General features: G+C 53.2%; 17 protein-coding genes and 3 tRNA genes. 6 read left to right on the plus strand and 14 right to left on the minus strand.

What is annotated here, in order from left to right; all coding sequences use genetic code 11:
* Nucleotide 1: 1 nt before the first annotated feature.
* The 8 genes from hflK to nnr all read right to left on the minus strand — a co-directional run bounded on the left by hflK (nucleotide 2) and on the right by nnr (nucleotide 9,318).
* Nucleotides 2–1,255, minus strand: coding sequence for an FtsH protease activity modulator HflK (gene hflK, locus NMD08_RS23190; RefSeq protein WP_151217345.1), 1,254 nt, complete (start codon nucleotides 1,253–1,255; stop codon nucleotides 2–4).
* A gap of 189 nt (nucleotides 1,256–1,444) precedes the next feature.
* The gene (gene hflX / locus NMD08_RS23195; protein WP_151217343.1) at nucleotides 1,445–2,725 is read right to left on the minus strand and encodes a ribosome rescue GTPase HflX; all 1,281 of its coding nucleotides are present in this window, start codon (nucleotides 2,723–2,725) and stop codon (nucleotides 1,445–1,447) included.
* A gap of 74 nt (nucleotides 2,726–2,799) precedes the next feature.
* Entirely contained in the window at nucleotides 2,800–3,108 is a 309-nt protein-coding gene (gene hfq / locus NMD08_RS23200) for an RNA chaperone Hfq (RefSeq protein WP_003025584.1), read from the minus strand.
* 84 nt (nucleotides 3,109–3,192) lie between these two features.
* Nucleotides 3,193–4,143: a tRNA (adenosine(37)-N6)-dimethylallyltransferase MiaA gene (gene miaA / locus NMD08_RS23205; protein WP_151217341.1), complete on the minus strand. Its 951-nt coding sequence runs from the start codon at nucleotides 4,141–4,143 to the stop codon at nucleotides 3,193–3,195.
* On the minus strand, nucleotides 4,136–5,986 hold the full coding sequence (mutL, locus tag NMD08_RS23210) for a DNA mismatch repair endonuclease MutL (protein WP_187253600.1): 1,851 nt from the start codon (nucleotides 5,984–5,986) through the stop codon (nucleotides 4,136–4,138). The genes miaA and mutL overlap by 8 nt, the downstream gene beginning before the upstream one ends.
* A 9-nt stretch (nucleotides 5,987–5,995) precedes the next feature.
* Nucleotides 5,996–7,321 carry an N-acetylmuramoyl-L-alanine amidase AmiB gene (amiB, locus tag NMD08_RS23215; RefSeq protein WP_187259220.1) on the minus strand — a complete coding sequence of 442 codons (1,326 nt, stop codon included), beginning with the start codon at nucleotides 7,319–7,321 and terminating at the stop codon, nucleotides 5,996–5,998.
* A gap of 16 nt (nucleotides 7,322–7,337) precedes the next feature.
* Nucleotides 7,338–7,799, minus strand: coding sequence for a tRNA (adenosine(37)-N6)-threonylcarbamoyltransferase complex ATPase subunit type 1 TsaE (gene tsaE, locus NMD08_RS23220; RefSeq protein ID WP_187259221.1), 462 nt, complete (start codon nucleotides 7,797–7,799; stop codon nucleotides 7,338–7,340).
* Nucleotides 7,771–9,318, minus strand: a complete 1,548-nt coding sequence (nnr, locus tag NMD08_RS23225) for a bifunctional ADP-dependent NAD(P)H-hydrate dehydratase/NAD(P)H-hydrate epimerase (protein WP_370619161.1) — start codon at nucleotides 9,316–9,318, stop codon at nucleotides 7,771–7,773. The genes tsaE and nnr overlap by 29 nt, the downstream gene beginning before the upstream one ends.
* Between nnr and queG the strand changes: the two genes are divergently transcribed.
* Entirely contained in the window at nucleotides 9,317–10,456 is a 1,140-nt protein-coding gene (gene queG, locus NMD08_RS23230; RefSeq protein ID WP_286542384.1) for a tRNA epoxyqueuosine(34) reductase QueG, read from the plus strand. The genes nnr and queG overlap by 2 nt on opposite strands.
* A gap of 269 nt (nucleotides 10,457–10,725) precedes the next feature.
* On the opposite strand, the gene NMD08_RS23235 is transcribed toward queG, so the two are convergent.
* The 4 genes from NMD08_RS23235 to orn form a co-directional block, all read right to left on the minus strand.
* A tRNA-Gly gene (locus tag NMD08_RS23235) sits at nucleotides 10,726–10,801 on the minus strand.
* Between the two features lie 155 nt (nucleotides 10,802–10,956).
* A tRNA-Gly gene (locus NMD08_RS23240) sits at nucleotides 10,957–11,032 on the minus strand.
* Between the two features lie 37 nt (nucleotides 11,033–11,069).
* A tRNA-Gly gene (locus tag NMD08_RS23245) sits at nucleotides 11,070–11,145 on the minus strand.
* Nucleotides 11,146–11,330: 185 nt separating this feature from the next.
* Nucleotides 11,331–11,876, minus strand: a complete 546-nt coding sequence (gene orn, locus NMD08_RS23250) for an oligoribonuclease (protein ID WP_151217332.1) — start codon at nucleotides 11,874–11,876, stop codon at nucleotides 11,331–11,333.
* Between the two features lie 105 nt (nucleotides 11,877–11,981).
* Here orn and rsgA point away from each other — a divergent pair, with 105 nt between their 5' ends.
* From rsgA to mscM, 3 genes are all read left to right on the plus strand, one after another.
* A complete protein-coding gene (rsgA, locus tag NMD08_RS23255) occupies nucleotides 11,982–13,034 on the plus strand; it encodes a small ribosomal subunit biogenesis GTPase RsgA (RefSeq protein ID WP_252838498.1) in 1,053 nt (350 codons plus the stop codon).
* 92 nt (nucleotides 13,035–13,126) lie between these two features.
* Nucleotides 13,127–14,095 (plus strand): archaetidylserine decarboxylase, encoded by a 969-nt coding sequence (asd, locus tag NMD08_RS23260; RefSeq protein ID WP_151217331.1) that lies wholly within the window; start codon nucleotides 13,127–13,129, stop codon nucleotides 14,093–14,095.
* A gap of 17 nt (nucleotides 14,096–14,112) precedes the next feature.
* Nucleotides 14,113–17,427, plus strand: a complete 3,315-nt coding sequence (mscM, locus tag NMD08_RS23265) for a miniconductance mechanosensitive channel MscM (RefSeq protein WP_151217329.1) — start codon at nucleotides 14,113–14,115, stop codon at nucleotides 17,425–17,427.
* A gap of 65 nt (nucleotides 17,428–17,492) precedes the next feature.
* Here mscM and yjeM read toward each other — a convergent pair whose 3' ends face one another.
* Together yjeM and epmA are read right to left on the minus strand one after the other, a co-directional pair.
* The gene (yjeM, locus tag NMD08_RS23270) at nucleotides 17,493–18,995 is read right to left on the minus strand and encodes a glutamate/gamma-aminobutyrate family transporter YjeM (protein ID WP_187253595.1); all 1,503 of its coding nucleotides are present in this window, start codon (nucleotides 18,993–18,995) and stop codon (nucleotides 17,493–17,495) included.
* A gap of 214 nt (nucleotides 18,996–19,209) precedes the next feature.
* Nucleotides 19,210–20,187 (minus strand): elongation factor P--(R)-beta-lysine ligase, encoded by a 978-nt coding sequence (gene epmA / locus NMD08_RS23275; protein ID WP_048236296.1) that lies wholly within the window; start codon nucleotides 20,185–20,187, stop codon nucleotides 19,210–19,212.
* Nucleotides 20,188–20,511: 324 nt separating this feature from the next.
* Here epmA and frdA point away from each other — a divergent pair, with 324 nt between their 5' ends.
* Nucleotides 20,512–22,302, plus strand: coding sequence for a fumarate reductase (quinol) flavoprotein subunit (gene frdA / locus NMD08_RS23280; protein ID WP_048212906.1), 1,791 nt, complete (start codon nucleotides 20,512–20,514; stop codon nucleotides 22,300–22,302).
* Entirely contained in the window at nucleotides 22,295–23,029 is a 735-nt protein-coding gene (frdB, locus tag NMD08_RS23285) for a fumarate reductase iron-sulfur protein (RefSeq protein WP_137384014.1), read from the plus strand. Before frdA ends, frdB begins: the two co-directional genes overlap by 8 nt.
* Nucleotides 23,030–23,031 lie beyond the last annotated feature (2 nt).

A 23,031-nucleotide genomic window follows, 5' to 3' on the forward strand; every position in this document is an offset into this window, starting at 1 on the left:
GTTATTCCCCCTGACGCTGGTAGTCGTTACGCTGCGCATTCGCGCGGCGTTGGTCCATAATATCGCCCTGACTGGTGGACGAAGTATTGCTTGCTCCAGTACTGGAAGTCGCTGCTGGCGGCAGACGCAGCAGGTTTGAACTGCTGTCAGTCTTTGCTGCCGGCGCACTGCCGCCCTTCAGCATTTGATCCAGCGGTAGAACCATCAGATTGCTGCCTTTATCGTTAACCAGGACTTTGCGGGTATTGCTCAACACTTTTTCCATGGTCTCGATATACAGACGCTCGCGGGTAATTTGCGGCGCGGCTTTATATTCCGGCAGAATTTTTGCGAAACGAGCCACTTCACCCTGTGCTTCCAGGATGGTTTGCGTTTTGTAAGCTCGCGCTTCTTCCAGAATACGCTGCGCCTGACCGTTTGCACGCGGCTGCACTTCGTTGGTGTACGCTTCTGCTTCACGAATGTACTGCTGTTCGTTTTCACGTGCTGCGATAGCATCGTCAAACGCGGCTTTTACTTCTTCCGGCGGACGTGCGGCCTGGAAGTTGACGTCCAGCAGAGTGATACCCATGTTGTACGGACGGATCGTTTCTTCCAGTTCACGCTGGGTATCGCTACGAATAACGGTACGGCCTTCAGTCAGGATACGGTCCATAGTGTATTTACCGATAACACCACGCAGGGCGCTGTCGGTTGCCTGACGCAGGCTGTCATCCGCGCTGGTTACGCTAAACAGGTAACGCTGCGGATCGGTCACACGATACTGCACGTTCATTTCAACGCGTACGACGTTTTCGTCAGAGGTCAGCATGACGCCGGATGCGGCAAGTTCACGCACGGCTTCAACGTTAACCGGGGTCACTTCATCGATAAAGGTCGGTTTCCAGTTCAGACCCGGCTCAACCAAATGGCTGAATTTACCGAAGCGTGTCACCACGCCGCGTTCCGCTTCTTTAATGGTGTAGAAACCGCTGGCCGCCCAGATAATGACGATAGCTGCCGCTGCGATAGCAAAGACCCGACCGCCCAATTGAGGACGCGGGCCTTGCGATGAACTACCGCCGCCAGAACCAGTACCTTTACCGCCACCCAGACCACCGAGCTTTTTGCTCAGTTTGCGGAAGATATCATCCAGATCGGGAGGTCCCTGATCGCGACCACCTTTGTTTCCATTTCCCTCAGAGTTGCCGCCAGGTTTGCTGCTTCCCCACGGGTCGCGGTCTTGTCCGTTATTACCGGGCTGATTCCACGCCATTTTTGTGCTCCATATTTGTTATGCGATGCTATACCTGCGTCTTTTGCGCTGCCGATGCGTTGGCTACGTCCCTCAACTCCAGTCACATAGTTGACTATGCAGCTGGAGATTTCAGGACTTGCCGCCTTCCTGCCGCACAAAATCCACAAGGTATAGAGGCGAAAAAATCTTCAGGCCATATCCGTCAGATCAGACAACATAGTCTTCCAGTGCCGGTTCTTGTTTACAGAGGCGACGCCAGTCTACGATCGGCATACGAACCTGCAGACCTACGCTGCCGTCCTCCTCCATCCACTCTTTTTCTATTGCCTGAAGTTGATAAAACCGGCTTCTCAGACGCCCTTCCTGCGGCGGCAAACGCAACGTATGCTGCGCCACCTCACCGGAAAGTCGCTCAGTCAAAGCCTGAAAAAGCTGTGGTATACCTATTCCCGTTTGCGCTGAAACCCAAACGCGAATCGGTTTATTTTCTTCATCTCTGTCGATACGCGGCTCAAAATCTTCCAGCATATCGATTTTATTCATCACCAGCAGGGTCGGGATCTCGTGAGCATCGATCTCTTCGAGCACCGTGTCGACGGCCTCGATGTTTTCCTGCACACGAAAATCTGCTGCATCAATAACGTGCAGCAGCAATGTCGCCTGACGTGTTTCCTGCAGGGTGGCTTTAAACGCCGCCACCAGGTCGTGCGGTAAATGACGGATAAACCCTACGGTATCCGCCAGCACAGTTTCACCGACGTCCGCTACGTCTATTCGGCGCAGCGTCGGGTCCAGAGTTGCAAACAGCTGATCCGCTGCGTAAACCCGGGCTTCGGTAATCTGGTTGAACAGGGTGGATTTTCCGGCGTTGGTATATCCCACCAGTGATACGGTTGGGACATCCGCTTTCTTGCGCGACTGTCGCCCCTGCTCACGTTGCTTTTCAACTTTTTCCAGGCGCGACTGTATTTGCAAAATGCGATTACGCAGCAAACGACGGTCGGTTTCGAGCTGGGTTTCACCCGGACCGCGCAAACCAATCCCGCCTTTTTGCCTTTCAAGGTGGGTCCAGCCACGGACCAGACGCGTAGCCATATGGCGCAACTGCGCCAGCTCAACCTGCAACTTACCCTCATGGGTGCGCGCACGCTGGGCAAAAATATCTAAAATAAGGCCTGTCCTGTCGATAACAAGACACTGGCACAACTGTTCCAGGTTACGTTCCTGGGCGGGGCTTAGAGCATGATCAAAAATCACCACCGCAGCGCCAGTCGCTTTTACGGCTTCGGCAATTTCGATTGCCTTACCTTCACCAACAAAATACTTCGGGTGCGGTGCTTTACGGCTCCCGGTAATCACCTGCATTGCTTCGACACCGGCGGAAGAAACCAGAGATTCAAACTCCTGGAGGTCTTCCATATCTTTGTCTTGCGAAAAATAGATGTGTACCAGTACCGCCTGCTCACCGGCATCATAACGGTCAAACAAGCGTCAACCCCTTAATATGTATCAACGGGGAACGCAGGATCGCTGGCTCCCCGTGTGTAAAACAGCAGACAACCTTATTCGGTTTCTTCGCTGTCCTGTTGCGCAGATGAACCTTGCGCGTTGCTACCGTGATGGTAGTTGCTGCCAGTGCCGCCGGTGGCATTATTGCTGTGATGAGAAACCGGGCGAGACGGGACAACAGTAGAAATCGCGTGCTTATAAACCATCTGGCTGACCGTGTTTTTCAACAGGATCACGAACTGATCAAAAGACTCGATTTGACCTTGCAGCTTAATACCATTCACCAAATAAATAGAAACTGGAACACGTTCCCGACGCAGTGCGTTCAGGAACGGATCTTGTAAAGATTGCCCCTTAGCCATTCTCTCTTTTCCTTATATGCTTATTTGTACTTTGAACCTTTCGATTCTGAAAAATTGCGCACGATACGTTTCAATTGTACACATTCAGTTCGCGATAGCACCAACAACCTGTAATACTTCGTTTCGCGCCTGGTCAGGCTTTTCACTGTCAAGCCAATGCACGCCTTCCCAACCACGCAACCAGGTTATCTGTCGCTTCGCCAACTGCCTCGTGGCGCAAACACCTCTATAAACCATTTCATCGTATGAAATTTCGCCTTCAATGTATGACCACATCTGGCGATACCCTACACAACGAATGGAAGGCAAATCCGTATGCAAATCTCCTCGGGCAAAAAGCGCCCGGACTTCTGCTTCAAAACCTGAAGCTAACATCTGATGAAAACGCTGCTCAATTCGCTGATGGAGCAGTTCACGGCTCGCCGGGGCGATTGCAAACTGATGCACCTGATACGGCAAAGCATCTCCTGACGTTTGCGTCAGCTCCGTTAAAGTTTTACCCGAAATGAAAAAAACTTCCAGTGCCCGGGAAAGTCTTTGCGGATCATTTGGATGAATACGCGCCGCTGCCACTGGATCGATTTCCTGAAGCTGTCGGTGCAACGCGTCCCACCCAAGCTCTGCAGCCTGCTGCTCAATTCTGGCCCTGACTTCCGGGTCCGCCGACGGTAACGGCGACAGCCCTTCAAGCAAGGCTTTAAAATATAACATTGTACCGCCCACCAGCAGCGGGATACGCCCCGCAGCGGTAATATCGGCCATCTCGGCTAACGCATCGCGGCGAAAATCCGCCGCAGAATATGCTTGCGACGGATCGCGAATATCCAGCAATCGGTGCGGCGCAGCCTGTAATTCATCTGCATCAGGCTTGGCTGTGCCGATATCCATCCCTTTGTAAATAAGGGCGGAATCAACGCTTATCAACTCTATGGGTAAAACTTTACGCAATTCAATTGCCAGTGCCGTTTTACCAGAGGCCGTTGGCCCCATCAAAAAAATCGCCTTTGGCAGGCTCGCCTTACGGGTATCACTCATGTTTCAGGGCATTCATTACCGAATGTAAATCAACGGGTTGTAACAGACCACCCGGCGGCGCCTTCACGAGTTGTGGGCAAAGCCGCTCAACATCCGCTAACAGCGTAATCGCCTGAGCCATGCTCCACTGAGGATGCTCGCTCATCAGGTTACGTGCAATCCACTGTGCAATATTGCCCGGTTCGAATACGGACTGCTGCGCCAGGTAGCCTATCAGTTCAGGAATCAAGATTTGTAAATTTTGTTGGCGTAAGGGTAAAGGCACCGCCCGGATGGTCACATGCTGTGCATCCAGTTGAAATTCAATGCCCAGCTCAGCCAGTTGGCCCTGCCCTTTTTGCAGCGCCGCTTTTTCATCGGCGGTGACTTTTAAACGTAAAGGGATCAGCAACGGCTGGGCGCAAACGGTCCCCTGGTCTGGCGTTAACTGCGCCTGACGCAGCCAACGTTCCGCCACCGGTAATGCCAGCAACCGAATATGACCATCGCATTCGAGTAACGCGCAGTCTGCGCCGACAATCGTTAGCACCCGTCCAAAGCCCTGAGCGCTGCCGGTCAGCGGTGCCGATGGTGTTTCAGAGACTGGCGTTTTACGCGGCGGAGCCGGCGTCTGCAGCAGTTGCTGATAAATTTCACCCTGCTGCTTTTGGTATCCAGGTTGGGCATGAGGCCAGCTAGCCGCCTGACGGCCTGCGCCACCAGCGGACGCGGAGTAACGCGGTGTCGCAGGTTCACGCACGGGAGCCGGTTCGGCAAAATGGTTACGTCCGGCGGCAACGCGGTTTTCAGGAATGTGCCTGGGGGCGGGTTCATCGTCATCAGCCAACGGCAGCGACGTTTCAAGCTGCTGTTGCAGAACACTCAACACGCCCTGATAAATAAAATCGTGCACCAGGCGGGACTGATGAAAACGGACCTCATGTTTGGCCGGATGTACGTTAACATCCACCTGATGCGGGTCGATTTCCAGATACAACACAAAAGCGGGTTGCTGATCGGCTCCCAGCTTATCTTCACAGGCCTGACGAATAGCATGGTTGATCAGCCGATCGCGCATCATCCGGCCATTCACATAGCAGTACTGGATTTCCGCCAGCGCTGCCGTTGTGTGGTTAGGATCGGCCACCCAGCCGCGCAACGTTAAATCGCCATGCTGCCATTCAATCGCCAGCGCATGTTCCAGAAACGGCGTGCCGCAAATCGCGCCCAGTCGGCGCTCTTTCTGTCCATCAGCAGCCACTGCACGGTACTGGCGTACCACTTTACCGTTGTGTGACAAATTAATCGTCACATCAAAACGTGCCAGGGCAATGCGACGAATAATCTCATCAATATGATTAAATTCGGTTTTTTCGGTACGCATAAACTTGCGCCGCGCCGGGGTGTTGTAGAACAGATCTAACACCTCCAGTGTGGTTCCCACTGGATGCGCAGCAGGTTTTACCGTCACATCCATGTCGCGCCCTTCAGCATAGGCTTGCCAGGCCTCAGGCTGCTCTTGTGTGCGCGACGTCAGGGTTAAACGAGAGACGGAGCTGATACTGGCCAGCGCTTCGCCGCGAAATCCGAGGCTCACGATGGCCTCGAGATCGTCAAGCGAGGCAATTTTACTGGTGGCATGGCGCGCCAGCGCTAACGCCAACTCGTCTTTTTTAATCCCGCAGCCGTTGTCACGAATACGGATAAGCTTCGCACCACCGCGCTCTATATCAATATCAATGCGCGTCGCACCAGCATCAATGCTGTTTTCCACCAGCTCTTTCACCACTGACGCAGGCCGTTCTACCACCTCGCCTGCGGCAATCTGGTTCGCCAGCTGTGGCGGTAGAACCTGAATCGGCATGGCTAATCCTTAATTTGTTAACGTGTTACCAGGCGATACAGCACTGGCGGTTTGCGCCTGTGCGCCCTGCGGCCCAGTTTGCATTGGGTGCGCCTGGAAATAGTTACGCAATCCTTTGTAAATCGCCTCGGCCAGCTGCTGCTGATAATCATCACTCGCCAACAGACGCTCTTCGCTGTTGTTACTGATAAAGCCGGTTTCAACCAGCACTGACGGGATATCAGGCGAACGTAATACCCCCAGACTGGCATGTTCAGGACGACGCTTATGCATCGAGCCAATACGTTCTAACTGGCCGATCATGCTGGTCGCCACATCATACCCGACACGTTGCGAATGGCCGAATTGCAGATCCAGCACGGCCTGACTGAGATAAGGATCGGACTGACTGTTTGCCAGCACATCGCCCGCGCCGCCCAAAAGCTCTGATTGCTTCTCATGCTGTTCCAGCCAGCCGGCCATCTCGCTGTTTGCCCGACGGTTTGACAGAACCCAAACGGAAGCGCCGGTGGCATCCCGGTTTGGCGCGGCATCCGCATGAATAGAGACCAGGAAATTGGCATTTTGTTTACGCGCGACGTCTGAACGCCCCATCACCGAGATAAAGTAATCGCCATCACGGGTGAGTACGCCTTTAAACATCGGGTCATCATTGAGCAAACTACGCAGTTTGCGCGCCACGGCAATCGTGACGTTTTTCTCACGCGTACCGCCAGGGCCAATCGCCCCCGGATCCTGCCCACCGTGCCCTGCATCAATGGCAATAACCACTTTTTCACTGCTGCTGGTGCTGGCGCGCGCCGCAGGTCGTGTGGAGGTATTACTGTTGGTCACCATCGTGGTGCGATCGTTTTCCGCTTTAAACGGGTTACGCGCAGGCTCGGCAGGACGAGGGGCGACAACCGGCGTTTCAACACGCTTAGCAACCACTGGAGGTGGAGGCGGCGGCGCATCTGCTTTGATGGTAAACACAACGGTATAATTGCCACCGTTCTGACGTTTAACGGCTTCAGCTTTGCCGTTCTCGGTTAAATCCACTACCAGGCGCAGAGACTGCGCATCTTTTGGCGTGCCGGAACGGATAGATTTCACCAGATTATTGCCGCTAAACAGCAGTGGTAAACCCTGAATCACACCAGTTTGTTTAATATCAAACGCGACGGTGCGTTTCCCGTCCTGGGTCACGGCGTATTCAGGATCGCCAATAAAGCTCAGCGTGATCCGCGCCTGTTGATCGCCATTGGAAACCTGAAGATCGGAGAGGCTGGCGGCCCCTGCCTGCGTGCACAGCAGGACCAGGGTTGCCATCAGCCAGTTTCTGATGCAATAAATCATCCCGCCACCCTTAAGGTTATTCGGCTAAATGCGCCAGCAATAATTCACCCGATGAGGAGATTGCGCTTACGCGCGCCTCTCGACCTTGCGCCTGATATTCAATGTGTATTTCGACGTCCGGGTCTGGCAACACACCTTTACCTTGTTGCGGCCATTCCACCAGGCAGATGGCATCATTGGCAAAATAATCGCGGATCCCCATAAATTCCAGCTCCTCCGGGTCCGCAAGTCGGTACAGATCGAAGTGATATACCATCAAGTTATCGAGTGAATAGGGTTCAACCAGCGTGTAGGTGGGGCTTTTTACATTACCTTTGTGGCCTAACGCCTGCAGGAATCCCCGGCTGAAAGTGGTTTTACCCGCCCCCAGATCGCCGTACAAATATATAACCGTCGCGCCGTCACAGGCTTTGGCTACCCGCAGTCCCAGGTCTAAAGTCGCCTGCTCATCAGGTAGTGGAATTACTCGATTCATCATGATAAACGTCAATCACATCAGGGTTAACAATACGCTGTAGCGTGGTAAAGAGATCTGTCGCCAGCATGCCGCGCGTACCAAAACGCGCCGCCAGCACATCCGCCGCCGCTCCGTGCGCAACACATCCCGCACATGCTGCATCATACGGGGTAAGCTTCTGTCCGAGCAATGCGCCAATAATACCGGAAAGCACATCCCCCATTCCGCCGCTGGCCATCCCTGCATTGCCAGTATCAATAATACCTAACTCAGCTTGTTCAGCAGCAACAACCGTACCCGCGCCTTTCAGCACTACTACGCCTCCGTACCGTTTTACCAGACGTTGTGCACAAAGTAAGCGATCGTCTTCAATTTCTGCAATGGAACAGCCCAGCAGTCGCGCGGCTTCACCTGGATGCGGCGTGATCACGCGATTGTGACGTTTATCGGGGTTGATTGCCAGCAGGTTCAGCGCATCCGCATCCCAGAGCATCGGTTTGCGAAAATTCTCCACTTTTTGCAGCGCTTTTTTGCCCCACTCCTGCTGACCAAGCCCTGGTCCTATCACCACAACATCCGCCCATGCCAGGCTCTCTTCCAGAGTCTGCGGCGTCAGCGCATCGACCATCAGTTCCGGTCTGGCAGTCAGAACAGGCGCAATGTTCTCACTGCGCGTCAATACTTTGACCAGCCCGGCTCCCGCACGCAACGCCGCTTCACCGGCCATACGTATTGCACCTGCCGTGCCGTGGTCGCCGCCGATAATCACCAGCCGACCGTGGGAGCCTTTGTGTGAGGTGGGCCGACGCGGCGTTAGCCAGTGCGCAAGCTGTTGAGCATCAAAACGTTGCAGCGGCGCGTTCTGCCCCGCCAGCCAGTCGTCCAGCCCGAGTGCGTTAACATGCAGACGTCCGGTGACATCGCGTGCTTTACCGGTGAGCAGACCTGGCTTGAGCGCAATAAAGGTAACGGTATGCGCAGCGTTGATGACTGCCCCCGGCGTCGCCCCCGTCTGCGCAAGCAGGCCGGAGGGAATGTCGATTGCAATTGTAGGGGCTGGGTGGCTATTGGCACGTTCGATCAACGCCGGGAGAGGTTCACGCGGCGCGTTTTTTAAGCCAGTACCTGACAGCGCATCAATAATGACGTCCACGCTGTCTGGCCAGTTAATATCAGCAGCATGAATCACGCCACCAGCGTTAAGCCAGGCGTCGTGCGCCTGCTGTGCTTCCTCGGGGAGCGGTTTATCACTCTCGTGCGCCAGCAACGTAACATTAAAACCCTGCGCTTTGGCAAGCCTTGCCACCACGTAACCATCACCGCCGTTGTTGCCGTGACCGCAGAGCACCAGCCAGTGTTGGGCATTCGGATATGCCTTGCGTGTGACCTGAAACGCCGCCTCTCCCGCTCGTTGCATCAGCTCATACAACGTCAGCCCTAAACTGTCTGCTGCCTCTCGCTCCATCCGCCTGATGTCATCGGCGTGCCAGATGGAGTGTGGTATACTTGTGGGGTTTTTCTTCATTGTATGGTCCGTCATGTCAGAGCCCCTCGATCTCAATCAGTTAGCGCATAATATTAAGCAGTGGGGGCTGGAGCTTGGCTTTCAGCAGGTCGGTATTGCCGATACCGACCTCAGCGAAGCGGAACCCAAACTGCAGGCCTGGCTGGATAAACAATACCACGGCGAGATGGACTGGATGGCTCGTCACGGCATGATGCGCGCCCGACCTCACGAATTGTTACCCGGTACTCTACGCGTCATCAGCGTACGTATGAACTATCTTCCTGCTAATGCAGCCTTTGCCGGCACGTTGAAAAATCCCTCACTCGGTTATGTCAGCCGTTACGCGCTTGGACGCGACTACCATAAGCTACTGCGTAACCGCTTAAAAAAGCTGGGGGAGAAGATCCAACAGCACTGCGCTTCGCTGAATTTTAGACCTTTTGTCGATTCCGCGCCCATTCTTGAGCGTCCTTTGGCGGAAAAAGCCGGGCTTGGCTGGACAGGTAAGCACTCACTTATCCTCAATCGTGAAGCAGGTTCATTTTTCTTCCTCGGGGAATTACTGATCGACGTGCCCCTGCCGGTCGATGAGCCAGTCGAAGAAGGCTGCGGGAAGTGCGTTGCCTGTATGACCATCTGCCCAACCGGGGCCATCGTTGAACCCTATACGGTAGATGCGCGCCGCTGTATCTCGTATCTCACTATCGAACTGGAAGGCGCGATCCCGGAAGAATTTCGTCCTCTGCTGGGGAATCGAATTTATGGCTGCGATGATTGTCAGCTCATCTGCCCGTGGAACCGCTATTCGCAGTTGACGACAGAGGATGACTTCTCCCCCCGCAAGCAACTTCATGCCCCGGAGTTAATTGAACTGTTTAGCTGGAGCGAAGCGTGGTTTTTAAAAGTCACGGAAGGTTCTGCCATTCGCCGTATTGGCCACCTGCGCTGGCTGCGAAATATCGCCGTTGCGTTGGGTAATGCCCCATGGGATGAAGCGGTTATTCACGCGCTGGAAAGTCGAAGAAGTGAGCACCCACTTCTCGACGAACACATAGACTGGGCGATTGCTCAGCAAATTGAGAAGCGGAATGCCAGCGTAGTTGAGGTGCAGTTACCGAAGAAACTACGTTTGGTCAGGGTCATTGAAAAGGGTCTGCCGCGCGACGCATAAGTCATCCACAGCTTGTGTATAAAAATAAAAACACATTGATATTCAAGAGGGAAAAAATCGTCAAGTGATCGCATTAACAATTTGAAATGATAATTAATTCAATAATTTCAGATGTTTAAAATGATACTATTCACCCAGCGAAGTTTTTTGTATTCGAGGAACAATACCCGGACCTGTGGATAAGTCTGTTTACAAGAGTATGTCAATGACGAAACAAAACGCCCCCAACGCGATTAGTCGTTGTGGATATTTTTATTGGGGTAAGAATTTGGAGCGGGAAACGAGACTCGAACTCGCGACCCCGACCTTGGCAAGGTCGTGCTCTACCAACTGAGCTATTCCCGCATAATCTTCGTCTTTCGAACCGCTACTGCGTTGGCTGCCTTCATTCGCCTGAGTCACTTACTTCAGTAAGCTCCTAAGGACTCATTCAGTTGCCGCCTTGTCGCAATTCGAAATCCTGCGATTGGTGGTCTGTGCTTATAAGCACTTTCAAATTTTGGAGCGGGAAACGAGACTCGAACTCGCGACCCCGACCTTGGCAAGGTCGTGCTCTACCAACTGAGCTATTCCCGCTTGGGTGTGTCTTTGCTTTACAAGCATTTTCAAATTTTGGAGCGGGAAACGAGACTCGAACTCGCGACCCCGACCTTGGCAAGGTCGTGCTCTACCAACTGAGCTATTCCCGCAAATTTGTTGCTGTCGTAATTCGCATTTCTGCGTCGTTACGGGAGGCGCATTATACGAGAAATCCGTTTAGCTGCAACCCCCCTGAATACGTTTTTTTCGAAAATCCGTTCAAGTGATTACTTTACAATCAAGCTGAACAATTTAGCGTCAAAAACCCGGTGACGCAAGCCACCGGAGAACAAAATCAGAGCTTAATAAAATGTTCGCGATAGTAAGCAAGCTCGGCAACCGATTCACGAATATCGTCCATAGCCTGATGTGTTCCCTGCTTGGTGAAGCCAGCCAGAATTTCCGGCTTCCAGCGACGCGCTAGCTCTTTGAGCGTGCTGACGTCCAGATAGCGATAATGGAAATACGCCTCCAGCTCCGGCATGTATTTAAACAGGAAACGACGATCCTGACCGATGCTGTTGCCGCAGATAGGTGATTTTCCTTCTGGAACCCACTCTTTCAAAAACGCCAGGGTGGCTAATTCGGCTTCACGATCTCCCATGGTGCTTGCCTTCACGCGATCCACCAACCCGCTACCGGTATGTGTACGTACGTTCCAGTCATCCATTAACGCCAGTTGTTCGTCGGATTGGTGCACCGCAATTGTCGGTCCTTCAGCCAGAATATTCAGGTCGGCATCCGTCACCAGCGTGGCGATCTCAATAATGCGATCGCGCTCGGGATCCAGGCCAGTCATCTCCAGATCGATCCAAATCAGGTTGTTTTCATTGGCACTCATGCTATTTTCCACCCTTCAGCGTCACATTCAGTGTGACTATATTCGTCTAAAATTGCGTGTATCATAAATGTTTTGCCCATCATGGGCGACCAGGAGCCAGTCCGATTGAGTAAGAATAAACTCTCCAAAGGCCAACAGCGCCGAGTGAATGCCAATCACCAGCGTCGTCTTAAATCGTCCACGGAGAAGCCAGACTACGACGACAACCTGTTTGGCGAAACCGCCGAAGGCATCGTTATCAGCCGTTTTGGCATGCATGCCGACGTGGAATCCGCTGACGGCGAGATTCACCGCTGCAATATCCGCCGTACAATTCGCTCGCTGGTTACCGGCGATCGCGTCGTCTGGCGCCCGGGTAAAGCGGCAGCAGAAGGTGTGAATGTCAAAGGCATCGTTGAGGCGGTACACGAGCGTACCTCAGTACTGACACGTCCCGATTTTTACGACGGGGTGAAACCCATTGCCGCCAACATCAACCAGATCGTTATTGTCTCAGCCATTTTACCCGAGCTGTCACTCAATATTATCGACCGGTATCTTGTAGCCTGTGAAACACTACACGTTGAACCAATTATCGTACTGAATAAGATCGATCTGCTGGATGGCGAAGGCATGGCCTTTGTTAACGAACAGATGGATATCTATCGCCACATTGGCTATCGCGTGTTGATGGTATCAAGCCGCACTAAAGACGGCCTGAAACCACTTGAAGAAGCATTAACCGATCGCATCAGCATTTTTGCCGGTCAGTCGGGCGTAGGGAAATCCAGCCTGCTTAATAACCTTCTCGGGCTGCAGGAAGAGATCCTGACCAACGATGTCTCCGACAACTCCGGCCTTGGACAGCATACCACCACGGCCTCTCGTCTGTATCATTTCCCGCATGGCGGTGACGTGATCGACTCCCCTGGCGTTCGTGAGTTCGGGTTGTGGCATCTGGAGCCGGAACAAATCACGCAGGGCTTTGTCGAATTCCATGACTACCTGGGCCACTGCAAATACCGCGACTGCAAGCATGATACCGATCCAGGCTGCGCTATCCGTGAGGCTGTAGAAAAAGGGGCCATAGCCGAAACTCGGTTTGAAAATTATCACCGCATCCTGGAAAGCATGGCGCAGGTAAAAACGCGTAAAAACTTTTCTGATACAGACAACTGACAACTAAGCTAAGCATCGCTAGAATCGTCCCCCTTTTTTCAGGATCCGGCCCGTATGCCGGATCGGGAACAAATTATGGCCTGGAGGCTACCTTGTTAAACTCATTTAAGCTTTCGCTACAATACATTCTGCCGAAACTATGGCTCACTCGCCTGGCGGGTTGGGGTGCAAGCAAACGAGCTGGATGGCTAACTAAACTGGTTATCGATCTGTTCGTGAAATACTACAAGGTCGATATGAAAGAGGCACAAAAGCCGGACACCGCAAGCTATCGCACCTTTAACGACTTCTTTGTTCGCCCGCTGCGCGATGACGCACGCCCGATCAACACCGATCCAAACGTTCTGGTCATGCCTGCTGACGGTGTGATTAACCAGTTAGGTAACATTGAAGAAGACAAACTGCTGCAGGCCAAAGGACACAGCTATACCCTGGAAGCGCTGCTGGCCGGCAACTACCAGATGGCGGACAAATTCCGCAACGGTACGTTTGTGACCACTTACTTGTCTCCACGCGATTACCACCGTGTACACATGCCGTGTAACGGTATCCTGCGTGAAATGATGTATGTACCGGGCGATCTCTTCTCTGTAAACATCCTGACTGCGCAAAACGTGCCGAACCTGTTTGCACGCAACGAACGCGTAATCTGCTTGTTTGATACCGAATTTGGTCCGATGGTGCAGATTCTGGTCGGTGCGACCATCGTCGGCAGTATTGAAACCGCCTGGGCTGGCACCATTACCCCACCGCGTGAAGGCGTCATTAAACGCTGGACCTGGCCGGAAGGCGAAAGTGAAGGATCGGTGGCGCTGCTGAAAGGTCAGGAAATGGGTCGCTTTAAGCTCGGTTCCACCGTCATCAACCTGTTCGCACCGGGCAAAGTTAACCTGGTTGAGCAGTTGCAGGACCTTTCCGTGACAAAAATTGGCCAACCAATGGCCATCTCGACCGAGACTTTCGTGACGCCAGAGGCAGAACCTGCCCCGCTAACGAAAGAAGAGATCGAAGCAGAACACGATGCCAGCCCGCTGGTTGACGACAAAAAAGACGAAAGTTAAACATAGGAATCGCTGCTGTGCGCCTGATTATCACTTTTCTGATGGCCTGGTGCCTCAGCCTGGGGGCGTACGCTGCGACGGCCCCCGATGCCAAACAACTCACCCAGGAACTGGAGCAGGCAAAGGCGGCAAAACCCGCTCAGCCAGAAACCGTCGAGGCGCTCCAGTCCGCGCTGAATGCCCTTGAGGAGCGTAAAGGATCTCTCGAGCGCGCCCAACAATATCAACAGGTTATTGATAACTTCCCCAAGCTGTCTGCAACATTACGCGCGCAGCTTAGCAACCTGCGCGATGAACCGCGCAATGTGCCAACCGGACTCACCACCGATGCGTTAAATCAGGAGATCCTCCAGGTCAGCAGCCAGCTATTGGAAAAGAGTCGTCAGGCCCAGCAGGAGCAGGATCGCGCCCGGGAAATCGCCGACTCCTTAAGTCAGCTTCCTCAACAGCAAACCGATGCCCGCCGCCAGCTCAATGAGCTTGAGCGACGTATTGGTGCCGCCAACGCGAATCCCGCGCAGAATCAGGCGATGCAGGCTGAATCCGCCAAACTCAAAGCTCTGGTCGATGAACTGGAGCTGGCGCAGCTTTCCGCCAATAACCGCCAGGAACTGGCACGTATGCGCTCAGAGCTGGCGGAAAAACAGAGCCAACAGCTTGATACTTACCTGCAGGCTTTGCGCAACCAACTCAACAGTCAGCGCCAGCGTGAAGCAGAGCGAGCGCTGGAAAGCACCGAACTGCTGGCGGAAAACAGCGCGGGGCTGCCGGAAGGCATTGTTGACCAGTTCAAAGTTAACCGCGAACTGTCTCAGGCCTTAAACCAGCAGGCGCAGCGTATGGACCTGGTTGCCTCGCAACAGCGTCAGGCCGCCAGTCAAACATTACAGGTGCGCCAGGCATTGAATACGCTGCGAGAGCAGTCCCAATGGCTTGGGGTCTCAAATATGCTGGGAGAAGCGCTGCGCGCGCAGGTATCCCGTTTACCGGAAATGCCCAAACCCCAGCAGTTGGATACCGAAATGGCGCAGCTACGCGTGCACCGTATGCGCTATGAAGATCTCCTCAACAAACAGCCACAACTGCGTCAGATTCATCAGGCCGATGGACAACCGCTAACTGCTGAACAGAGCAGCATTCTCAACGCCCAGCTACGCACCCAGCGTGAGTTGCTGAACTCTCTGTTACAGGGTGGCGATACCCTGATCCTTGAGCTGACCAAACTCAAGGTCTCCAACAGCCAACTGGAAGATGCGCTAAAAGAGGTCAACGAAGCAACGCACCGCTATCTGTTCTGGACGTCAGACGTCAGCCCCATCTCGCTCTCCTGGCCTGTCGACATCGTTCAGGATTTGCGGCGTTTGATCTCATTAGATACGTTTAATCAGTTGGGTAAAGCCAGCATCATGATGCTGACCAGCAAAGAAACGCTGCTACCGCTTTTCGCGGCATTGGTGCTGGTTGGCTTTAGCCTCTCTTCGCGCAAACATTTCACCCGTTTTCTGGAGCGTTCATCAGCGCGGGTCGGGAAAGTCACCCAGGACCACTTCTGGTTGACGATACGCACGGTTTTCTGGTCAATACTCGTCGCTTCGCCGTTGCCGGTGCTGTGGGCAACGCTCGGTTACGGGTTGCAGGAAGCCTGGCCTTACCCGCTGGCTGTTGCTATCGGCGATGGCGTTACCGCCACGGTGCCTATGCTATGGGCGGTAATGATTTGCGCCACCTTTGCGCGTCCCAACGGTTTGTTCATTGCCCACTTTGGCTGGCCACGTAACCGCGTCGCGAAAGCCATGCACTATTACCTGATGAGCATCGGACTGATTGTCCCGCTGATCATGGCGGTGATTATGTTTGATAATCTCAATGATCGGGAATTCTCCGCCTCACTGGGACGTCTGTGCTTTATTCTGATTTGCGGTGCGCTGGCGGTTGTAACCCTGAGCCTGAAACGCGCCGGGATACCGCTGTACCTCGATAAAGAGGGCAACAGCGACAACATGGTCAACAGCATGCTATGGAATATGCTGATGGGCGCGCCGCTGATTGCTATTCTCGCCGCAGCCGTGGGCTACCTCGCCACGTCACAAGCGTTGCTGGCACGTCTGGAAACGTCCGTGGCGATTTGGTTCTTGTTATTGGTGGTTTATCACGTCATCCGCCGCTGGATGCTGATCCAGCGCCGCCGCCTGGCCTTCGATCGCGCCAAGCATCGACGCGCCGAAATGCTTGCGCAGCGCGCGCGGGGTGAAGAAGAACCGCCGCATTCCACCAGTCTTGAAGGCACAATTGATGTTGATGAAAGCGAAGTGGATCTGGATGCTATCAGCGCGCAATCGCTGCGTCTGGTGCGTTCTATCCTGATGCTTATCGCCCTGCTCTCGGTCATTGTGCTGTGGTCAGAAATTCATTCCGCTTTTGGCTTCCTGGAAAACATCTCGCTGTGGGATGTCACCTCTACGGTGCAGGGCGTGGAAAGCCTGGAGCCGATAACGCTGGGTGCAGTGCTTATCGCAATTCTGGTGTTTATCATCACCACCCAATTAGTACGCAACCTGCCCGCGTTGCTGGAACTGGCGCTGCTGCAACATCTGGATTTAACCCCCGGCACCGGTTACGCCATCACCACTATCACCAAGTACCTGCTAATGCTGATTGGCGGTCTGGTTGGCTTCTCGATGATCGGTATTGAGTGGTCCAAACTGCAATGGCTGGTGGCGGCTCTCGGTGTTGGTCTGGGCTTTGGTTTGCAGGAAATCTTCGCCAACTTTATTTCCGGCCTGATTATCCTGTTTGAAAAACCAATCCGCATTGGCGACACGGTGACAATTCGCGATCTTACCGGTAGCGTGACGAAAATTAATACCCGCGCCACGACCATCAGCGACTGGGACCGCAAAGAGATCATCGTGCCCAACAAAGCCTTTATCACCGAGCAGTTTATCAACTGGTCGTTGTCAGATTCGGTCACCCGCGTAGTGTTAACCATCCCGGCACCGTCGGAGGCGAACAGCGAGGAAGTGACGCAGATCCTGCTTACTGCCGCACACCGCTGTTCACTGGTTATCGATAACCCGGCGCCAGAAGTCTTTCTGGTTGACCTGCAGCAGGGGATTCAAATCTTCGAACTGCGTATCTATGCCGCAGAGATGGGGCACCGTATGCCGCTGCGCCACGAGATCCATCAGCTGATACTGGCTGGTTTCCGCGAGCACGGTATCGATATGCCATTCCCACCGTTCCAGATGCGTCTGGAGAGTCTGGGGGGTAAGCAAACGGGTAGAACGTTAAGTTCTGCGGGCAGAGGCAGTCGCCCGGCGGGAAGTTTGTAAACAGACGGCTACAGCGTATCCGGTCTACGAAGATGCTTCTTTGTAGGCCGGATTAGGTAGGATGTTTATTCCACCGCCCACTCAGGTTCGTTGACCTTGCGGCGGCTGTAGTTCTGATAAATCGCCATCGCCAGCAGCGAGAAGAAGATTGGGCCACCGGTCATCCACAATGCGCTGTTCCAGTCCCCGGCTTCAATTACCGGCTGGATGATGGTGAATACGTTGGCAAACGTCACCACCAGTACTACCACGCCTGTTGCCAGTAGCGTCGCCGCTCGGGTTTTAAAGACAACAAACGGTCTTTCCAGACCCGTGCGGGATTTAAAGAACGGAAATGCCAGCGCAAGGAACAGATACGGCAGCGTCATCGAAACGTTCGCCATCAGGGTCAGTTTGTTGTAGAACGCTGAAGCCGTATCGCCGCCAAACGAAACCAGCAGGATAAACAGGCTTACCAACAGACACTGCAACCACATTGCGGTCGTCGGCATTCCCACCGCATTCAGTTTGGTCATCGGTGCGGGCCACAATGCCTTCGGCGTACCCTGAATAATCGCTTTCAACGGCGAGTAGCTGAGCGTGAAAAACGCGCCGGTATAAGCGAGGAACATAGAAAGTCCGGTAATACGCGCGAACCATTCGCCCATCGCCATCGCGGTCTCAGGGGAAAGATGCAGCGCATTACCCAACGTCATCCCAAGGCTTTTCATCAGGATATAAGTAATATTGCCGAGGTTAACCGAGCTATTACTTAATACCTGCTGCCAGTTAGTACTAACACCCCATAAAAAAATAGCCAGCGAATAACCCACAGAAATCACAATCGCGGCAAAAACAATGCCTTTCGCAAAATTCTTTTCGGGTTTTTCCGTTTTATCAACTAATCCACCCACGGCTTCTATTCCACCGTAAGCAAAAATGGCAAATACCACAAATGACAGCATGGCCAGACCGGACTGATATCCCGGATTAGGCGAGGAGATAAAATTAATATCCTGAGCAAAGTGGCCACCAGTTAATAACAAAATAGCGACACTCACTAACAACAGAACTAAATTAAGACACATTACGGCAATTCCGCCTACTGCCGTAATACGGGCAATCTTATTAATACCCCGGGAGGCCACGCAGGTCACCAGAATCATCCAGCCAACGGCGAGCAGTCCGACGACCTGCGTAGGCTCAAGCCCCGCGATACGCCAATGTTGCGTCATGTCTGCGCCAAATAAGAAGGTTGAAAAAGGTACCCAGACTTTCGCCGCAGTGCTGACCATCCAGATAACATAGGAAGAGAACCACATAAAGGTGCCGATAAAGGCATAGCGTGGTCCAACGCTATTATTCATCCAGGAATAGATACCGCCCTCTTCTTTACGATAGGCAGAACCCATTTCAGCCATCATTAAGGCGAATGGAATAAAGAATAATAATGCAGAAAATACATACCATGGAATAGCACTGTATCCCATTAAATAGAAAGCCGATGGGCTATTAGCAAATCCAAAAACTGACGTAAATATCATGAGGATGAGACCAATCAGGCTCATCTTTTTTATTGTTTGGGTCATTAAACCATCCCTTTCTCTGGCAAGCGTTTAACTAACGCCGCTCACCGATTGGCACTGCTCTCTTTGCAGAGTTCAGCGATAGATAAATCAACACAGAATTGATACCTGAACGATATCAAATATCCAGGAGTAAATTGTGGCTATTAGAGGGAAAATGAAAAAATATGCTACAAAGTGGCGATTTTACCGCCACGTTGTATTGAAGAAGAGTCAGTTACGCGCGATCGACGGTAAATGCGATAACCTCAGTCAGGCTCTCTGCGCCCAGCGCCAGCATCACCAGACGGTCAACGCCCAGCGCCACGCCAGAACAATCCGGCATGCCTACTTTTAACGCTTCCAGCAAGTTGGTGTCGATAGGTTGCTGCGGTAAGCCTCGTGCGGCACGTTTGCGGTTATCCTGTTCAAACCGCTGCTGTTGTTCACGCGCGTCGGTCAATTCATGGAAACCATTTGCCAGCTCAATACCTTTGTAATAAACCTCAAAACGTTCAGCCACGCGGTGATCTTCGGTACTGATTTGCGCCAGTGATGCCTGACTGGCCGGGAAATGATACACAAACGTCGGTTTGTCTTTGCCAATATGCGGCTCAACGCCCATCGTAAACAGCAGTTGCAGTAAGGTGTCCCGGTCTTCTTCGGTATCAGCGATATTGCTGAGATCCAATTTCGCCGCGACTTCCCGCAGTTGGGTTTTATCCGCAGACAACGGGTCTATCTCCAGATGACGCTGAAAGGCTTGCTGGTAAGAGAGACTTTCCGCAGGCGAGCAGTCCAGCACCTGCTGAAGCAAATCATCCACTTCGTTCATCAGGCGATACATATCGTAGTGCGGACGATACCACTCGAGCATGGTGAATTCAGGGTTATGATGGCGCCCCATCTCTTCATTACGGAAGCTGCGGCACAGTTGATACACCGGGCCGCACCCTGCCACCAGCAGGCGCTTCATATGGTATTCCGGACTGGTCATTAAATAGAGATTCATCCCCTGAGAGTGCCCCGGGCCGACGAAACGCGTTTCGAACGGGAACAGATGGATGTCCGTTACCGTTGCCTGACTCATACAAGGGGTCTCAACCTCCAGCACGCCACGATCGGCAAAAAAGCGGCGAATCTCCGCTATAATTGCTGCACGTTTTAACAGATTGGGGATGGACGCGCTCGGCTGCCAGGTTGCCGTTTCGCTCATGGTTGTTTCTCCGATTTAAGACAAGGGCACGAAGTCTACTCGTATCGCGTTAACGAGACAAATTTCGCGCCCCAGTAATCTGTACAAGCAATTGGGTAAAAAAAGCGACATAGGGTGGTTTAGTAATTAAATTAATCAAATTCAATGATAATTCCCCCCTGTGACACGCTAAAAAAATCGAACACGTCAAATTTCCCGCACATCCCTGAGACTATACTATTGTACCTATAAAGGAGCAGTGGAAACGCGTTCATAACCTGTTTGGAGCCGATGAAGCATCTGATTTCAGGCAGGAATGAAATAACAACAATCTGGAGGAATGTCGTGCAAACCTTTCAAGCCGATCTTGCCATTATAGGCGCCGGTGGCGCGGGATTGCGTGCAGCAATTGCTGCCGCACAAGCAAATCCCAACGCTAAAATCGCACTGATCTCAAAAGTGTACCCAATGCGCAGCCATACCGTTGCTGCCGAAGGCGGCTCTGCTGCTGTCGCGCAGGATCATGACAGCTTTGACTACCATTTTCACGATACGGTAGCAGGCGGAGACTGGCTGTGTGAGCAGGATGTCGTGGATTACTTTGTCCACCACTGCCCAACTGAAATGACGCAACTGGAACAATGGGGCTGCCCATGGAGCCGTCGTGAAGACGGTAGCGTCAACGTACGTCGCTTCGGCGGTATGAAAATCGAGCGTACCTGGTTTGCCGCGGATAAAACCGGCTTCCACATGTTGCATACGCTGTTCCAAACATCTTTGCAGTTCCCGCAGATTCAGCGCTTTGATGAACACTTCGTTCTGGATATCCTTGTTGACGATGGTCATGCTCGCGGCCTGGTAGCCATGAACATGATGGAAGGCACGCTGGTGCAGATCCGTGCTAACGCCGTTGTGATGGCGACGGGCGGTGCAGGTCGTGTTTACCGTTACAACACCAACGGCGGCATCGTAACCGGCGACGGTATGGGCATGGCACTTAGCCATGGCGTTCCACTGCGTGATATGGAATTCGTTCAGTATCACCCGACGGGTCTGCCAGGTTCCGGTATCCTGATGACTGAAGGCTGCCGCGGTGAAGGCGGTATTCTGGTCAACAAAAACGGCTACCGTTATCTGCAAGACTACGGCATGGGCCCAGAAACTCCGCTGGGCGAGCCGAAAAACAAATATATGGAACTCGGTCCGCGCGACAAAGTTTCTCAGGCTTTCTGGCACGAATGGCGCAAAGGCAACACCATTTCCACTCCGCGTGGCGATGTTGTTCACCTCGACCTGCGTCACCTCGGCGAGAAAAAACTGCTCGAACGTTTACCGTTCATCTGCGAACTGGCGAAAGCCTATGTGGGTGTCGATCCGGTTAAAGAACCGATCCCGGTACGTCCGACAGCACACTACACCATGGGCGGTATCGAAACCGATCAGCACTGTGAAACCCGCATTAAAGGTCTGTTCGCTGTCGGCGAATGTTCCTCTGTTGGTCTGCATGGCGCTAACCGTCTGGGCTCCAACTCTCTGGCGGAACTGGTGGTCTTCGGTCGTATGGCCGGAGAACAAGCTGCGGAACGCGCTGCAACGGCTGGCGCTGCAAACAGTGCTGCTCTGGATGCACAGGTTGCTGGCGTTGAAAAACGCTTGAAAGATCTGGTTAACCAGGAAGGTAACGAAAACTGGTCTAAGATCCGTGACGAAATGGGTATTTCCATGGAAGAAGGTTGCGGTATCTACCGTACGCCGGAACTCATGCAGAAAACCGTTGATAAGCTGGCGGAACTGCAGGAGCGCTTCAAGCGCGTACGTATCACTGATACTTCCAGCGTCTTCAACACCGACCTGCTGTACACCATCGAACTGGGTCACGGTCTGAACGTTGCTGAATGTATGGCGCACTCCGCTCTGGCACGTAAAGAATCCCGCGGCGCGCACCAGCGTCTGGATGAAGGCTGCACCGAGCGTGACGACGTGAACTTCCTCAAACACACCCTCGCCTTCCGCGATGCTGACGGCACGACTCGCCTGGAATACAGCGACGTGAAAATCACCACTCTGCCACCGGCTAAACGTGTTTACGGTGGCGAAGCGGAAGCAGCCGATAAGAAGGAGAAGGCGAATGGCTGAGATGAAAAACCTGAAAGTTGAGGTGGTGCGCTATAACCCGGAAACCGATACCGCGCCGCACAGTGCTTTCTACGAAGTTCCTTATGATGAAACCACGTCACTGCTGGATGCGCTGGGCTACATCAAAGATAACCTGGCGCCGGACCTGAGCTACCGCTGGTCCTGCCGTATGGCGATCTGCGGCTCCTGCGGCATGATGGTCAACAATGTGCCAAAACTGGCGTGCAAAACCTTCCTGCGTGATTACACCAGCGGTATGAAGGTTGAAGCGCTGGGCAACTTCCCGATCGAGCGCGACCTGGTCGTTGACATGACGCACTTTATCGAAAGTCTGGAAGCAATCAAGCCGTACATCATCGGTAACCCGCGTACACCGGATCAGGGACCAAACACCCAGACTCCGGCGCAGATGGCGAAGTATCATCAGTTCTCCGGTTGCATCAACTGTGGTCTGTGCTACGCCGCGTGCCCGCAGTTCGGCCTGAACCCTGAGTTCATTGGACCGGCTGCGATTACGCTGGCGCATCGTTACAACGAAGATAGCCGCGACCACGGTAAGAAGGAGCGTATGGCTCAATTGAACAGCCCGAACGGCGTCTGGACCTGTACTTTCGTGGGCTACTGCTCCGAAGTCTGCCCGAAACACGTCGATCCGGCTGCGGCCATTCAGCAGGGTAAAGTTGAAAGTTCAAAAGACTTTCTTATCGCTACCCTGAAACCACGCTAAGG

Source organism: Citrobacter meridianamericanus (genome assembly GCF_041320245.1).
In the GTDB taxonomy this organism is placed as follows: domain Bacteria; phylum Pseudomonadota; class Gammaproteobacteria; order Enterobacterales; family Enterobacteriaceae; genus Citrobacter; species Citrobacter meridianamericanus.